The sequence below is a fragment of the Allobosea sp. UNC402CLCol genome, assembly GCF_000745475.1.
In the GTDB taxonomy this organism is placed as follows: Bacteria; Pseudomonadota; Alphaproteobacteria; order Rhizobiales; family Beijerinckiaceae; genus Allobosea; species Allobosea spartocytisi.
Genome location: NZ_KN050692.1, coordinates 452,209 through 468,280 on the forward strand (window position 1 = coordinate 452,209; position 16,072 = coordinate 468,280).

At 67.7% G+C, this 16,072-nt stretch carries 13 protein-coding genes; 7 read left to right on the forward strand and 6 right to left on the reverse strand.

Annotation, left to right across the window (positions count from 1 at the left end):
* Positions 1-293: 293 nt before the first annotated feature.
* The 7 genes from GY40_RS24855 (at position 294) to GY40_RS24885 (ending at position 6,523) form a co-directional block, all read left to right on the forward strand.
* Complete coding sequence (locus GY40_RS24855) at positions 294-1,049, forward strand: SDR family NAD(P)-dependent oxidoreductase (RefSeq protein ID WP_038368156.1); 756 nt, start codon at positions 294-296, stop codon at positions 1,047-1,049.
* Position 1,050: 1 nt separating this feature from the next.
* Entirely contained in the window at positions 1,051-1,599 is a 549-nt protein-coding gene (locus tag GY40_RS24860) for a MarR family winged helix-turn-helix transcriptional regulator (RefSeq protein ID WP_038368158.1), read from the forward strand.
* Positions 1,599-2,432: an enoyl-CoA hydratase family protein gene (locus GY40_RS24865; protein WP_038368160.1), complete on the forward strand. Its 834-nt coding sequence runs from the start codon at positions 1,599-1,601 to the stop codon at positions 2,430-2,432. Before GY40_RS24860 ends, GY40_RS24865 begins: the two co-directional genes overlap by 1 nt.
* Before the next feature lies 1 nt (position 2,433).
* The gene (locus tag GY40_RS24870; protein ID WP_051988493.1) at positions 2,434-3,678 is read left to right on the forward strand and encodes an acyl-CoA dehydrogenase family protein; all 1,245 of its coding nucleotides are present in this window, start codon (positions 2,434-2,436) and stop codon (positions 3,676-3,678) included.
* Entirely contained in the window at positions 3,620-5,284 is a 1,665-nt protein-coding gene (locus GY40_RS24875; protein ID WP_051988494.1) for a benzoate-CoA ligase family protein, read from the forward strand. Before GY40_RS24870 ends, GY40_RS24875 begins: the two co-directional genes overlap by 59 nt.
* A 47-nt stretch (positions 5,285-5,331) precedes the next feature.
* Positions 5,332-5,739, forward strand: a complete 408-nt coding sequence (locus GY40_RS24880; RefSeq protein WP_038368165.1) for a RidA family protein — start codon at positions 5,332-5,334, stop codon at positions 5,737-5,739.
* Positions 5,740-5,878: 139 nt separating this feature from the next.
* Positions 5,879-6,523, forward strand: coding sequence for an EF-hand domain-containing protein (locus GY40_RS24885; protein WP_038368166.1), 645 nt, complete (start codon positions 5,879-5,881; stop codon positions 6,521-6,523).
* Positions 6,524-6,605: 82 nt separating this feature from the next.
* Here the strand turns inward: GY40_RS24885 and GY40_RS24890 are convergent, their stop codons facing one another.
* The 6 genes from GY40_RS24890 to GY40_RS24915 form a co-directional block, all read right to left on the reverse strand.
* On the reverse strand, positions 6,606-8,255 hold the full coding sequence (locus GY40_RS24890) for a GTP-binding protein (protein ID WP_081925643.1): 1,650 nt from the start codon (positions 8,253-8,255) through the stop codon (positions 6,606-6,608).
* Entirely contained in the window at positions 8,255-9,157 is a 903-nt protein-coding gene (gene cysD / locus GY40_RS24895) for a sulfate adenylyltransferase subunit CysD (protein ID WP_038368167.1), read from the reverse strand. The genes GY40_RS24890 and cysD overlap by 1 nt, the downstream gene beginning before the upstream one ends.
* Complete coding sequence (locus GY40_RS24900; protein WP_081925644.1) at positions 9,154-9,963, reverse strand: phosphoadenylyl-sulfate reductase; 810 nt, start codon at positions 9,961-9,963, stop codon at positions 9,154-9,156. The genes cysD and GY40_RS24900 overlap by 4 nt, the downstream gene beginning before the upstream one ends.
* A 312-nt stretch (positions 9,964-10,275) precedes the next feature.
* On the reverse strand, positions 10,276-13,692 hold the full coding sequence (locus tag GY40_RS24905) for an error-prone DNA polymerase (RefSeq protein WP_038368170.1): 3,417 nt from the start codon (positions 13,690-13,692) through the stop codon (positions 10,276-10,278).
* Positions 13,689-15,233, reverse strand: coding sequence for a Y-family DNA polymerase (locus GY40_RS24910; RefSeq protein WP_081925645.1), 1,545 nt, complete (start codon positions 15,231-15,233; stop codon positions 13,689-13,691). Before GY40_RS24910 ends, GY40_RS24905 begins: the two co-directional genes overlap by 4 nt.
* The gene (locus GY40_RS24915; protein ID WP_038368174.1) at positions 15,139-16,020 is read right to left on the reverse strand and encodes an ImuA family protein; all 882 of its coding nucleotides are present in this window, start codon (positions 16,018-16,020) and stop codon (positions 15,139-15,141) included. Before GY40_RS24915 ends, GY40_RS24910 begins: the two co-directional genes overlap by 95 nt.
* Between the last annotated feature and the right edge of the window lie 52 nt (positions 16,021-16,072).

Here is a 16,072-nt window from a genome sequence, read left to right on the forward strand (position 1 = left end):
TCAAATCGGACACTCAACAACGGAGCTGAAACTCCATCGAACCCCCGCAGCCCCTATCCTGAGGAGCCGCGCAGCGGCGTCTCGAAGGACGGTCAAGAGACCTGCAAGTGCCTCAGGAAGCACCCTTCGAGACGCCATTACCGACGGGGCAGCTCCTCAGGATGAGGGCTTCACGCCCTGCAGACCAGCCCCGACGCCCCCAGAACGGCGCCGGCGTGTCCGCCGGCGCCCGACGAGCCGCTTGCAAATTGATTGAGACTTAAAATATGTTCTGCGGAGGAGGTCGAGCAATCATGACTCTGCGGGAACGGCACGCGCTGGTGACGGGAGGCGGACGCGGCATCGGCCGGGCCATCGCCGCGGCACTGACGCAGGCCGGAGCGCGGGTCAGCATCCTCGGGCGCGATGAAACCTCTCTGCGCGACGCCGTGGCTGCGGGAGTCGCCGCCGATTTCGCTCCTTGCGACGTGCGCGACGAGAGTGCCGTCTCGTCCGCGCTCGATCATCTCTCCGGCGGACATGGCTTCGACATCGCCATCGCCAATGCCGGCGCGGTCGAGACCGGCCCGTTCATGCGCAGCGACAGCGAACGTTTCCGCCGGATGGTCGAGATCAACCTGATCGGCACCGTCAATCTGTTCCACGCCGTGCTGCCGGCGATGCTGGAACAGCGCCGCGGCCGGCTGATCGCCATCGCCTCGACCGCCGGGCATCGCGGCTATCCTTATGTCAGCGCCTATGTGGCGGCGAAGCATGCCGTGGTCGGGCTGGTGAAGTCGCTGGCGCTGGAGACGGCCCGCTCCGGCGTCACCGTCAACGCCGTCTGCCCCGGTTACGCCGACACCGACATGGTCGCGAGCGGGCTCGACACCATCGCGGCGAAGACCGGCAAGAGCCGTGAGCAGGCATTGGCCGAGATGGTCAGGGACAATCCGCAAGGCCGGCTCATCGCGCCCGAAGAGGTCGCGGCCGCCGTGCTCTATCTCTGCGGGCCCGGCAGCGATGCCGTCACCGGCCAGTCGCTCATGATCAATGGTGGGGAGTTCTGAGATGGAGACACCCTCCTCCGCCCCGATGCTCGACCGCGAGACCAAGGCCAGCGAGCGCCCCGGCGACCACAAGGACGAGCTCAGGCTCTGGCTGCGCCTGCTCACCTGCTCGACCCTGATCGAGACCGAGATCCGCAACCGTTTGCGTGAGGAATTCAAGACCACGCTGCCGCGCTTCGATCTGATGGCCCAGCTCGACAAGACCGCCGTCGGCATGACGGTGGGCGAGGTCTCGCAGCGATTGATGGTGTCGAACGGCAATGTCACCGCCGTCGTGGCCGGGCTGGTGACGGACGGGCTCGTCGACAAGCGCTCCGCCCCGCAGGACCGGCGCGTGCAGATCCTCACGCTGACGGCGCAGGGTCGCAAGGCCTTCCGCGCCATGGCCGAACGCCATGAAGGCTGGATCGCCGAGCTCTTCGCCGGGCTCGACCAGCCCGAGCTCGCGCAGCTCTTCCGGTTGCTCGGAGAAACCAAGACCTCGCTGCATCGTGCCATCGCCGACCGCGCGAAGGATGCCGCCGACGAGGCCGCGAAGGGAAACGCCTGATGATCGCCGCCAACGCCACGATCCTGCCGCTGGCGGGCTTCACGCCGCAGCATTTCGCTCTCTCGGTCTCCGGCAAGGTCGCGACGGTGACACTGAACCGGCCTGAGAAAAAGAATCCGCTGACCTTCGCAAGCTACCGCGAACTCACGGATTTCTTCCTCGCCGCGCAGAAGGAGGAAGAGGTCAAGGCGATCGTCGTCACTGGCGCCGGCGGCAATTTCTCGTCCGGCGGGGACGTCTTCGAGATCATCGGCCCGCTGGTTGCGATGGAAACCAAGGAGCTGCTGAAATTCACCCGGATGACCGGCGAGCTGGTCAAGGCGATGCGCGCCTGCCCACAGCCGATCATCGCCGCGATCGACGGCGTCTGCGCCGGAGCCGGAGCCATCGTCGCCATGGCCTCCGACCTGCGCCTCGGCACGGCCGGCAGCAAGATCGCCTTCCTGTTCAACCGCGTCGGCCTGGCCGGCTGCGACATGGGCGCCTGTGCGATGCTGCCGCGCATCATCGGCCAGGGCCGCGCCGCCGAGCTGCTCTATACCGGCCGCGTGCTCAGGGGCGAGGAAGCCGAGCGCTGGGGCTTCCTCAACCGGCTCTGCGCATCCGAGGCCGTGCTGCCGGAAGCGCAAGCCCTCGCGGCCGAACTGGCGGATGGCCCCACCTTCGCCAACGCCATGACCAAGCGCATGCTCGAGATGGAATGGGCGATGTCGGTCGAGAGCGCGATCGAGGCCGAGGCCGTGGCGCAGGCCTTGTGCATGCAGACCGAGGATTTCGCCCGCGCCTATCATGCCTTCGCCGCGAAGCAGAAGCCGGTCTTCGAGGGCAACTGAGATGAGCGGCTCCCCTCGCCTCGGCCTCGATATCCTCGGCGACACGCTGGACTGGCCGTTCTTCGAGGATCGCCACCGCGCCTTCGCCACGGAGCTCTCCGGCTGGGCCGATTCCTATCTCGCCGATTTGCCGCATGACGATGTCGACGAGGCCTGCCGGGCGCGCGTCGCGGCCTTGGGTGCGGCTGGCTTCCTGAAGGCTGCCGTGCCGGCGGCCTATGGCGGGCTTTCCGACAAGCTCGATGTCCGCACGCTCTGCCTCGCCCGCGAGATCCTGGCGGCGCATGACGGACTCGCCGATTTTTCCTTCGCCATGCAGGGGCTCGGCACCGGCTCGATCAGCATCGCAGGCTCGGAGGCGATGAAGCAGCGCATCCTGCCTGATGTCGCGGCGGGAAAGCGCATCGCCGCCTTTGCGCTTTCAGAGAAGGAAGCGGGCTCGGACGTCGCCGCCATGGCGACGACCGCGACGCCGGACGGCAACAGCCATGTCCGCATCGACGGCGAGAAGAGCTGGATCTCCAATGGCGGCATCGCCGACCATTACATCGTCTTCGCCCGCACTGGCGAGGCGCCGGGCGCGCGCGGGCTCTCCGCCTTCCTGGTCGAGGCCGATACGCCCGGCTTGAGCATCGTCGAGCGCATCGAGGTGATCGCGCCGCATCCGCTGGCGACCCTGCGCTTCGAGGGCTGCCGCGTGCCGCTCGAAAACCGCATCGGCGGGCCGGGCGAGGGCTTCAAGGTCGCGATGGCAACGCTCGACATCTTCCGCTCAACGGTCGGCGCCGCCGCGCTCGGCTTCGCCCGACGGGCGCTGCACGAGACGATTTCGCACGCCAATGGCCGCAAGCTCTTCGGCGCCACGCTCGGCGACCTCCAGCTCTCGCAGGCGGCCATCGCCGACAGCGCGGCTGAGGTCGATGCCGCAGCCCTCCTCGTCTACCGCGCCGCCTGGACCAAGGATCGCGGCGCCGCCCGCGTCACCCGCGAGGCGGCACTGGCCAAACTCGTCGCGACGGAGAACGCCCAGAGGGTGATCGACCGGGCCGTCCAGATCCATGGCGGCCTCGGCGTCACCAAGGGCGTCAAGGTGGAGGAATTGTACCGGGAGATCAGAGCGCTGCGCATCTACGAGGGCGCCAGCGAGGTCCAGAAGGTCGTGATCGCGCGCGACCTGCTGAAATTACATGCCGAAAAGGCAGGGGAACGCAATGACAGCAACCGGATTCGCGAGATCAGGACATAAGGACAGCTTTGCGCGGGACAACCTGCCGCCGCGCGAAAGCTGGCCCGATCTCACATTTGCAGAGGCAGGGTTGGCCTATCCCGAAAGGCTGAACTGCGTCGCCGAACTGCTCGACCGGCACATCACCGAGGGACGCGGCCGACGCACCGCCGTTGTCGCGGCCGGTCTCGAGTGGAGCTATGCCGATCTCGCCGACAAGGTGAACCGCATCGCCAATGTGCTGAGCCGTGATCTCGGAATGATCAGCGGCAACCGCGTGCTGCTGCGCGCCGGCAACACGCCGATGATGGTCGCGGCCTATCTCGCCGTCATCAAGGCCGGCGGCGTCGCGGTCGCGACCATGCCGATGCTGCGGGTGGGCGAGCTCGTCTATCCCCTGCGCAAGGCGAAGATCGCGCTGGCGCTCTGCGACCATCGGCTTACCGCCGATCTCGAAGCCGCCGGAGCGCAAGTACCAGAGCTTGCCCGCATCGTCGCCTTCGGCGGCGCGGAGAGCGAGCTGGAGGCGCTGATGGCGCAGCCGGGCTACGAGCATTTCGAAGCCGTCGATACCGCGCGCGACGATGTCTGCCTGATCGCCTTCACCTCCGGCACGACCGGCGAGCCCAAGGGCACGATGCATTTCCACCAGGACATGCTGGCGATCTGCGACTGCTACGGCACCCGCGTGCTGAAGGCTTCGGCCGATGACCGCTTCACCGGCTCGCCGCCGCTCGCCTTCACCTTCGGGCTCGGCGGGCTCGTGCTGTTCCCGATGCGGATCGGCGCGGCGATGGTGCTGCCCGAGAAGGCGGGCCCCGCCGATCTGATCGACGCGATCGAGCGCTACAAGGTCAGCGTCGTCTTCACCGCGCCGACCGCCTACCGCGCCATTCTCGACAAGCTCGACGGGCGCGACATCTCTTCGCTCAGGATTTGCGTCTCGGCCGGCGAGGCCCTGCCCAAGGCGACCTTCGACGCCTGGCAGGCGCGCACCGGCATCCCGCTGATGGACGGCATCGGCGCGACCGAGATGCTGCACATCTTCATCGGCGCGCCACGCGACAGGATCAGGCCGGGCTCGACCGGAATTCCGGTGCCGGGCTACGAGGCCAAGATCGTCGACGAGGAAGGGCGCGACGTGCCGGACGGCACGCCGGGACGGCTCGCGGTGCGCGGCCCGACCGGCTGCCGCTATCTCGCCGACCCGCGGCAGGCGAAATACGTGCTGAGCGGCTGGAACATCACCGGCGACACCTATCTGCGCGATGCGGACGGCTATTTCTGGTACCAGGCCCGCTCCGACGACATGATCATCTCGGCCGGCTACAACATCGCCGGGCCCGAGGTCGAGGCCGCCCTGCTGACGCACGAGGCCGTGGCCGAATGCGGCGTGGTCGGCGCGCCCTGCCCCGAGCGCGGGCAGATCGTGAAGGCCTATGTCGTGCTGCGCGAGGGCGTCATCGGCGATGCCGCCCTGGTCAAGGCCTTGCAGGAGCATGTGAAGGCCGGTATCGCGCCGTACAAATATCCGCGCGCCATCGCCTTCGTCGAAGCCCTGCCGAAGACGGCGACCGGCAAGCTGCAACGCTTCGCGCTCCGCCAGATCGCGCAAGGCGAGAGCTGACCTTTCTTCCAACAGAGCCTGAACGGCCGAAATCGAGGCGATACGCCATGTCCGACCATTCGCAATCCCGCGCCATCCTGCCCGAGGGCTGGCCGCAGCCGCGCGGCTATGCCAACGGTATGGTGGCGGAAGGCCGCGTGCTGGTCACCGGCGGCCTTGTCGGCTGGGACGCGCAGGGCGTCTTCGCCAAGGGCTTCGTCGGCCAGTTGCGCCAGACCTTCCTCAATATCAGGGCGGTGGTCGAGGCCGGCGGCGGGCGCGTCGAGGATATCGTGCGGCTGACCTGGTACGTCACGGATATCGCGACCTATCGCGCCAGCCTCAAGGAAATGGGGCCGGTCTATCGCGAGGTCTTCGGCCGGCACTTCCCGGCCATGGCGGTGGTCGCGGTCACCGCGCTGGTCGAGCCGGAGGCGCTGCTGGAGATCGAGGCGACGGCGGTGGTGGACGGCTGAAGACAGCCTGCGTCAAACCGCCGCGATTCCACGGCCGAGAAGACAACTCACGCAACGTCATTCATTAGGCATTCACCAAGATTCCGAGCGCAGAATCCGGGACGCGTCGCAAGATCGCGACGTGTCCCGGAGTATCTCCATGTCCAGTATCAGCGGGGTGGGCGGCGGCTTCCGCCCCCACCACAAACCTCCCAGCTTCGACCAGATCGACAGTAACAGCGACGGCGGCATCAGCCTCGACGAGTTCGAGAGTGCCGCCCCCAAGGGTGCCGACAGCGCCAAGAGCGAAGAGCTCTTCAAGAAGATCGACACGGACGGCGACGGCTCGATCACCAAGGCCGAGTCGGATGCGTTCAAGGACAAGGCCAAGAAGGCCGACAGCCTGCTGCAGTCCTTCCTGTTCTCACTCCAGGCGGGCGGAACGCAGAACGCCCAAGCTGCCTCCGACAGCGACAGCGATAAAGACAGCAAGTCGGCCTTCGACGCGATCGACAGCGACGTCAATGGCGGGATCAGCAAGGACGAGTTCAGCGCGGCTTTCAAGGACAGCCGGCTGAACAGCGACCAGTTGAACCGGCTCTTCAGCTCGCTGGACAAGAATGGCGACGGCTCCGTCTCGCAGGACGAGGTGAAGGCCTTCCAGTCCTCGCTGCAACAATCCGGCGAGCGGCATCATCACCGGCGGCCGCCGGAAGCCTTCCAGAACGCCTCGCAAGCCTATGGCAGCGCGTCGCAGCTCTCAGCGCAGGGCACCACCGAAACGACCTACGCCAAGGCGGCCTGACTTCCGCCAACCGGATGCCGCCTCGCACCGTGGCAACCGCAACACTCTCGACGCCGACGGCAGAAGCCGCTGGCGCCGCTCCTCAGATCCCTGCCCCGTCCTGCAAGGTCCCGGTCGGCACCTTCCGCCAGAGCCGCATATGCAGCGCCCGCAGGCCCGGTCGCAGCAGGATGTCGCCGAAGGCGAGCGCCAGGGAAGCAGGCACATTCGCCGTCAGCGCAAAGGCCGCGACGAACAACCCCGCCGTGCTGAGAACGCGCCAGCTCACCGCCGCGAGCCAGGCCCTGCGGTCGGGCGTGCCCTTCCGGCCGACGATGCGAAGGACGCCGCGCTGCGCCCGTGCCAGCGCCCCGCCCTCGCCCACCGCCTGCCGGGCCTCGCCCTCGCCCGGCTCGACGAAGCCGAAGGCGACCGTCTCGTTGCTGATGCGGTCGATCAGGATGAAGCCGCCGAGCTCATGGCTGCGCGCATAGGGCAGCGAGACCAGCGGCCGGTCGAGCCGGAGCGTGACGAGGCCGATGCCGTTCATGCGCAGGCTCTGCGCCGGCAGGGGCTGGAAGCCCTCGATGTCGATGCTGTGATGCAGCGCCTCGACCGTGGCATTGGCGCTCTGCGTCGCGAGCTTCACGAGGAACTGCCCGCCTTCGAGCATGGCGCGCTCGCCGGTCCAGAGCAAACGCGCCTTCAGCCCGCGGCTCACCGGCAGCGTCGAACCCGCGGCAGCGATCACGTCGCCGCGCGAAATGTCGATGTCGTCTTCCAGCGTCACCGTCGCGGCCTGGCCGGCGGCGATCTGGCTGGCCTCGCCGGCCGCGCCGATCAATCGCGCGATGCGGCTCGTGCGGCCGGACGGCAGCGCCACGATGGGATCGCCGACGCGGGCTCGGCCGGCGACGGGCGTGCCGGCATAGCCGCGGAAGTCGAGATCCGGGCGGTTGACCCATTGCACCGGCAGCACGAAGCCCTCGTCGCGCGGCGCTGAGGGCGCGATCGCGACGCTTTCGAGATAGGGCAGCAGCGCCGGACCGTCATACCAGGGCATCAGGGCGGAGGGCCGCATGACGTTCTCGCCGTCGCGCGCCGAGACCGGGATGAAGCGGATCGAGGCGAAGCCGAGGTTTTGCACCGCCGCGCGGTAATCGGCGGCGATCTGCTCGAAGACCGCCTCGTCATAGCCGACGAGGTCCATCTTGTTGATCGCGACCACGACATGGCGCACGCCGACCAACGAGACGATGAAGGAATGGCGGCGGGTCTGCGGCAGCAGGCCCTTGCGCGCGTCGATCAGGATGATGGCGAGGTCGGCAGTGGAGGCGCCGGTCGCCATGTTGCGGGTGTATTGCTCGTGGCCGGGCGTGTCGGCGACGATGAAGCTGCGCCTGTCGGTCGCGAAATAGCGATAGGCGACATCGATGGTGATGCCCTGCTCGCGCTCGGCCGAAAGCCCATCGACGAGAAGCGCGAAATCGGGCGCCGCGCCTTGCGTGCCGAATTTGCGGGAATCGCTGTCGAGCGCGCTGAGCTGGTCGTCGAAGACCGCGCCGGCCTCGTAGAGCACACGGCCGATCAGCGTCGACTTGCCGTCATCGACCGAGCCGCAAGTGATGAAGCGCAGCAGCGAATGCTGGCCGGTTTCGGAGGCGCTGGGCGTATCGTTGGCGGGGAGAAGGTTCTGAGCCGGCCTCAGTGCCTTGTTCTTCTTGGCCAGATTCCTGGCGATGGCGAAGCTCATCAGAAATAGCCTTCCTGCTTCTTCTGCTCCATCGAGCCCGAGCCGTCATGGTCGATGACGCGGCCCTGCCGCTCGGAGGATCGCGACGAGCGCATCTCGGCGATGATGTCGGTGAGGCTGGCCGCCTCGCTCTCGACGGCGCCGGTCAGCGGGTAGCAGCCGAGCGTGCGGAAGCGGACCATGCGGGTCTCGACGACCTCGCCGGGGAGAAGCTCCATGCGCTCGTCGTCGCGCATGATCCAGGCGCCGTCGCGCCGGACGACCGGGCGCGGCGCGGCAAAATAGAGCGGCACGACCGGGATGTTCTCGAGCGCGATGTAGTCCCAGACGTCGCGCTCGGTCCAGTTCGAGAGCGGGAACACGCGAAAGCTCTCGCCGCGATGCTTGCGCGTGTTGAAGAGCTGCCAGGGCTCGGGGCGCTGGTTCTTCGGGTCCCAACGATGCTCAGGCGAGCGCAGCGAGAAGACGCGTTCCTTGGCCCGGCTCTTCTCCTCGTCGCGGCGCGCGCCGCCGAAGGCAGCATCGAACTTGTAGAGGTCGAGCGCCTGCTTCAACCCTTGCGTCTTCATCACGTCAGTATGGACGCGCGAGCCCGAGGCGAAGGGGCTGATTCCGGCCCTCACGCCCTCCTGGTTGATGTGGACGATGAGATCGAGCCCCAGCCGCGCCGCCGTCTCGTCGCGGAAGGCGATCATGTCGCGGAACTTCCAGGTCGTATCGACATGGAGCAGCGGGAACGGCGGCTTGGCCGGGTAGAACGCCTTCATCGCCAGATGCAGCAGGACGGCGGAATCCTTGCCGATCGAATAGAGCAGCACCGGCTTGTCCGATGTCGCCACCACCTCGCGGATGATGAAGATGGCTTCCGCCTCGAGCTTCTGGAGATGGCTGAGCTGGATCATGCGTGAGCCTCTGCCGGCGCGGTTTTGGCACGCGCCAGCTTTCCGTCCGACCCGACATGCAGGCCGCATTCCTTGGCGGCATCGTCCTCCCACCACCAGCGCCCGGCCCGCTCGGGCTCGTCGGGGCGGATGGCGCGGGTGCAGGGCTGGCAGCCGATCGAGACGAAGCCCTGTGCGTGCAGCGGGTTGATCGGCACGTCGTTCGCCTCGGCGAAGGCGAGCGTGCGTTCACGCGACCAGTCGATCAGCGGGCTCGCCTTGACGAGGCCGCGCGCCGCATCGGCCTCGGCCAGCTTGACGCCGCCGCGCGCGGCTGACTGATCGGCGCGCAGGCCGGTCAGCCAGATATCGGCCCCGGCCAGAGCCCGGCCGAGCGGCTCCACCTTGCGGATGTCGCAGCAGGATTTGCGGGCATCGCGCGAGCCGTAGAAGCCGTTGATGCCGTTCTGGCGAACATAGAGCTCGACCGCGTCATGGCGCGGATAATAGGGGCGGATCAGGATGCCATAGCGCTCCTCCGTCTCCTGCCAGAGGGCGTAGACCTCCGGAAAGAGCCGGCCGGTATCGAGCGTGGCGAAGGTGACGGGGAGCTTCGCGGTCGCGATGAAATGGGTCAGCACCTGATCTTCGAGGCCGAAGGAGGTGGTGAAGACGACGGGGCCGGCGGCTTGCGCGACGATGCCGGAGAGGCGCTCGGGAACGTCCGCCATGCCGAACGCCGCATCGAGCGCGGCCGCGCGGGCCGCCAGCACCCTAGGTGACTGCGGGTTTGTCGAGGTTTCGTCCGGGCCGGGGCTTGCCGCCATCGTTCTGGCCATCTGTTCGGTAAATCGAACGCTGGATTTATACCCATGAGCCCAAAGGTTCAATTTACGGCAGGTAGCGTGTTTTTTCTTATTTCACTTCCATTGGAGAAGTTTGTTTTAGCGGACATTGCTGGGCATTATCGGAGGGAGGCTCTGCCGCCGCCGCCTCCTCGCCGTCATCCCGGACGGGCGACGACGTCGCGCCGATCCGGGATCCATGCCGGAGCGGTTCCGATAGAGGTTCCGGCGTGGATCCCGGGTCTCGCTGCGCTCGCCCGGGATGACCCGCGCGGAGGCTGAACCGCCTGCCTCTCAGTGGAAATCCCGCGATTTCGGCAGGATGCGGACATTGCGCGGGTGGCGATGGCGCGGGAGCGGCGGGTTCTTCAATTCGTCGATCGGCATCGGAACCTCGGCGCGATGCGTGTCCGAGAGCGACAGGAGATCGATCGAACGATCGGCGATGCGCTGGGCCATGAGATGGGTGACGCCCTCGACGCTCTTCTGCACCCGGCCCTCGACCAGCATCAAACGCGCGCCCATCACCTCGCGGCGGAAGCGCTCGAACAATCGCGCCCAGATCACGACATTGGTGATGCCGGTCTCGTCCTCCAGCGTGACGAAGATGGCGTTGCCGTTGCCGGGGCGCTGGCGGACCAGCACGATTCCGGCCGTGCGGGCGAAGGCGGCGTCCGGCTTCCCCTCGGTCTGCGCGCAGCTCAGGATGCCCTCGCGTTGGAAGCGCGGGCGCAACAACTGCATCGGATGGCCCTTCAGCGAGAGCCGGACGGTCTGGTAGTCGGCGACGATATGCTCGGCAAGCGGCATGCTCGGCAGCGCCATCGCCCGCTCCTGTCCCAGTTCGCGGGCTTGCGCGGCCTGGAAGAGCGGCAGCGCCGCATCATCCGGCAGGCGACGCACGGCCCAGAGCGCCTCGCGCCGGTCGAGGCCGAGCGAGCGAAAGGCATCGGCATCGGCGAGCAGGCGCATGGCGCGGGCAGGAAGGCTGGCCCGGCGCATCAACTCCTCGACGTCGCGGTAGGGGCCGCCCGCTTCCCGCGCCTCCGCAATGGCCTTGCCCCATTCATCCTTGAAGCCGTCGATCTGACGGAAGCCCAGACGCAGGGCGAAGGGGCCCCTTTTGCTCTCCTGACCCAGCCGGTCATGGTAAGAGCTCGATTCCGAAACGGCTTCCAAGCTGTTGTCCAAAAAGCTGGAATTGACATCGGCCGGCCGTGGTTCGACGCCGCCGTTCTCCTCCGCCTCCCGCACGATCTGGGCCGGCGCATAGAAGCCCATCGGCTGGGAATTCAGCAGCGCGGCAGCGAAAGCGGCCGGATACCACCGCTTCAGGAAGGAGGAGATGTAGACCAGCTTGGCGAAGGAGGCGGCATGGCTCTCCGGAAAACCGTAGCTGCCGAAGCCCTTGATCTGCTCGAAACAGCGCTGGGCGAAATCGCGCTCATAGCCGCGCGCGACCATGCGCTCGACCATCATCGTCTCGTAATTGCCGATGGTGCCGGCATTGCGGAAGGTGGCCATCGCCTTGCGCAGGCCGTTGGCTTCGATGTCGGAGAACTTGGCAGCGACCATGGCGAGGCGCATCGCCTGCTCTTGGAAGAGCGGAACGCCGAAGGTCTTCTTCAGAACCTCATAGAGCTCATTTTCGTCTCCATGCTCCGGCGCCGGCGAGGGATAGGTCACCTCCTCGATCCCCGCCCGCCGCTTCAGATAAGGGTGCACCATATTGCCCTGGATCGGGCCGGGCCGGACGATCGCGACCTGGATGACGAGATCGTAGAATTTCCGCGGCTTGAGCCGCGGCAGCATGTTCATCTGCGCGCGGCTTTCGACCTGGAAGACGCCCAGCGACTTGCCCTCGCAGAGCATGTCGTAGGTTGCTTTGTCGCCGTCGGTGAAATCGGCGAGCTGATAGGATTTTCCGCCATTGGCTGCGATCAGATCGAACGCCTTGCGGATGCAGGTCAGCATGCCCAGCGCCAGCACATCGACCTTCATCAACTGCAACGCGTCGATGTCGTCGCGGTCCCATTCGATGAAGGTGCGGTCCGCCATCGCGGCATTGCCGATCGGCACGGTCTCGTCGAGGCGTCCGCGCGACAGCACGAAGCCGCCGACATGCTGCGAGAGATGGCGCGGATAGCCCAAGAGCCGGGTGGCGAAATCGACCGCTCGGCGGATCGTCGGATTGGTCGGGTCGAGCCCGGCCTGGCGGACGCGGGCGTCGCCGATCTCGCTGCCCCAGCTCCCCCAGTTCGTATCGGCGATGCGGGCGGTGACATCCTCGGTCAGGCCCAGCACCTTGCCGGCCTCGCGAATGGCACTGCGCGGCCGGTAATGGATCACCGTCGCGGCGATGCCGGCACGGTGGCGACCGTATTTCTCATAGATCCACTGGATCACCTCCTCGCGCCGCTCATGCTCGAAATCGACGTCGATGTCGGGCGGTTCGCGACGCTCGGTGGAGATGAAGCGCTCGAACAGCACGTCGTTGTCGGCCGGATCGACCGCGGTGATGCCGAGCACGTAACAGACGGCGGAATTGGCGGCCGATCCGCGGCCCTGGCAGAGGATGCCCTCCTTCTCGGCAAATTCGACGATGTCGCGAATGGTCAGGAAATAGCGGGCATATTCGAGCTTCTCGATGAGGGTGAGTTCCTTGACCAATAACCCTTGCACCTTCTCCGGAACGCCGTCGGGATAGCGGATCAGGCAGCAGCGGCGGACCAGTTCCACCAGCCAGTCCTGATCCTTCCAGCCGGGCGGGATCGGCTCGTCGGGGTATTCGTATTTGAGCTGGCCGAGATCGAATTCGATGCGGGAGAACAGGGTTTGCGTCTCGGCGATAGCCTCGGGCGCATCCCTGAAAAGACGGGCCATTTCCTGCGGCAGCTTGAGATGGCGCTCGGCATTGGATTCGAGCAACCGCCCGGCCCGCTCGATGGTGACGCCCTCGCGGATGCAGGTGAGCACGTCCTGCAGATCGCGCTGCGCGATGGAATCGTAGAGCGCGTCATTGCTCGCGATCAGCGGGGTGCGGGTCGCGGCGGCGATGGCCTTGAGCCGCGCGAGGCGGCGGCGATCGTCGCCGCGCCGGTGCATGCTGGCAGCGAGCCAGACCGCGCCGGGCGCGGCCTCGTCGAGCCGGGCGAGCACTTCAGGGAGCCCATCGAGCCTGCGGCCCGGCATCAGGATCAGCAGCAGGTCGCGGGCATCGTTCAGAAGGTCGTCGAGGACGAGGTGGCATTCGCCCTTCTTCACGCCGTCCTTGCGATTGCCGTGGCTGAGCAAACGGCAGAGCCGGCCCCAGCCGTCGCGATTGGCCGGGTAGATGACGATGTCGGGCGTGCCGTCGGCGAAGACGAGACGGGTGCCGGTCGCGAGCTTGAAGCGCTCCGCCAGCGCCTTCATCTCCTCGGGCTTGATGGGCAGGTCGGAGAAATCCGGGTTCTCGATCCAGACATATTCGCCGGGGCTGCCGCCTTCGCGGATTTTCTCGGGCGCCGGCAAGCCATCCTCGCGCAACTGCCTCAACGCCGCCCAGGCGCGCACGACGCCCGCCACCGTGTTGCGGTCGGCGATGCCGATGCCGGCATATCCGAGCAGCAGCGCCGTCAGCACCATGTTCGGCCCCGGCGAGGCACCGCGCAGGAAGGAAAAATTCGTCGCCGCAACAGGTTCGGCGAAAGGGCTGACAGACTGATTCATGCGAAGAGCCCGTGCAGGAACCAGCGCGGCGGCGCGCTCTCGGCCTCGTAGAAGCCGGTGCGGTAGAGCCAGAAGCGGCGGCCTTGCGCATCCTCGACGCGGTAATAATCGCGCATCGGCTCGTCCGAGCCGTCGCGCCACCATTCGGGCGCGATCCGCTCCGGGCCTTCGGCGCGAGCGACGTCGTGGATGAGGCGCCGCCAGCGGAAACGGATCGGCGGTCCATCCGGCACTTCCGCGATCGCCTCGACGGGTTGGGGCGGCTCGAAGAGCTGGAGCGGGCGGGCCGGGGGCTCCTGCGGCTCGGGTGCGGGCCAGGCCGCTTCCGGCATGGGCGCAGCGGCCGAGAGCGCCTTTGCCGCGCGGACGGGGTGATGAGTGTCCTGCGCCGCGAAGCGCAGCACCCGGTCGCGACCGAAGCGGGTGACGAGCCGGTCGACGAGATCGGCCACCGCCTCCTCCTCCACCGCGCGGCCGTCGAGGCTGTGCTGCTGCGTGTTGAGCGGCTCGCAGACCGGCACGGCGAGTTTGATGGCATCGAAACCGAAGCCGGGATCGAGCGGGTCGGCCAGGGTCTCGATGCGCTCGCGATAGAGCCGCAACAAAGCCTTGGCGTCGCGCGAGGGCCGGCCGGTCTCGATGACGAGGCGGCGAACCGTGCCGTCGCTGCGGAAGAAGCCGAGCTCGAAGGCGCGCCCGCCTTCACCGCGCGCCTCCAGCACCCGCGCCGCCTCCCCGATCAACCGGACGACCACTGCCTCGAGGCTCGCCGTATCGGCGAAGGGTTCGGGGAAATGACGCTCGACCACGCAATCCGGCGGCGGACGCAAGGGGGTGATGCGGCGATCCTCATGGCCGAGGATGCGCCGGAGCTTCACCGCCAGCGCCTCGCCGAAGCGGGCGGAGAGGGTTTCCGAGGGGCGCGCGGCGACATCGGCCAGGGTCTTCAGCCCGGCGCGGGAAAGAGCGATCACGGTCTCGGGCTCCGCCTCCAGCGCGGCGACCGGCAGCAGGCGCAGCACCGCTTCGTCCCGTCCCGGCGGGATGATGCCGCGCGGTCCGAAGCGGGAACAGGCGCGTGCGGCCTCGGGCGTGCCGGCGATGGCGGCTCGCAGGCTCAAGCCCGATCGATCCATCACCTGCCGCACGAGATCGAGCATCCCCGCCTCGCCGCCGAAGAGATGGGCGCAGCCGGTGACGTCGAGCGTGAGGCCGTGCGGCTCGTCGCGCGCGACCAGCGGGGTGAAGCGGTCGCAGAAAGCGGCGACCTCATCGAGGAAGGCCCGATCCGCCTGCGGTTCGGCTTCCAGCGCGACGAGATCGGGAATGCGGGCGCGGGCATCGGCCAGCGTCATGGCCCGCGTCAGGCCGAGGCGGACGGCGCGCCGGTCGCAATCGGCGAGGCGCAAAGCGTTGCCCTGCATCTCGACGAGGACATGGGGCTTCTCAGCCGGCGCGCCGAAGGCCGGAATCCGGCCCAGCCGCCGCAGCCTGTCCGTCGCCAGATAGGGAAACCAGAGGGCGAGATAGCGGCGGGACATCGTTCCTGCGGGGGATGAGCCTGTCGGATCGGTCAAAGACGGTTCGGTTCTCGAAAGCGCATCGGTCACGGTTCCACTCCACACGCCACTCACGCTCTGCCGCATCGCCGCGCACGCCGCCGCGATGGCGCAGCAACCTCAAGGCGAAGGCCGGGGCGCCCGGCGCATTCGCCTCCAGCGCCCGCGAGGCCAGCGGCACGACCTGCCAGCGCGTCCGCGCCGCGCTCGGCGCTTCCGCCGCCGCGACGCGCAGGAGCAGGGTCGCCACGCCGGAATCCTCGGCCGCGAGCGCAAGCCGCCGGCTCGCGGTCAGGTCGAAGGCGCGCGGCTCGCCCCAGGGCTCGATCAGCACGGCGCCGAGCGCCGGACAGCGCGCTCCCTCGGCGCCGGCCCGCAACACGCCCAGGGCGTCGCGTGCCCGCACCAGCAGAAGCCTGCCGGGATCGAGGCCGAGTTCGTTCAGCCCCGGCGCATGCAAACGGCCGGTCTCGGCATCGACGAAATCCTGCCGCACCCAGAGGATCGGCCGCGCAGCGTCGTCTCCCGCCTCCCCTTGCGCCGCCCGCAGAGCCAACCCGAGCGCAAAGCCCGTGGCGGCAGCGAGATCGGCGGTGCCGGCGGCGTAGACTTCATGCAGAGCCGCCCGTTCGAGCCCGCCGGACAGGGCCGCATCGATCTCCGCGGCGCCGAGGCTCACCTTGCCCGCCGCAGCCGGCCCCGACCGCAAGGCCGCCTCGGCGAGGCTGCGGCGCAGATCGGACAAGGCTGGCGAGATGGCGTTCTGCATGGGCGACAAAGCAATTGTTCACTCTTTGTTCTTTATAGAACGTCGTGCGGTG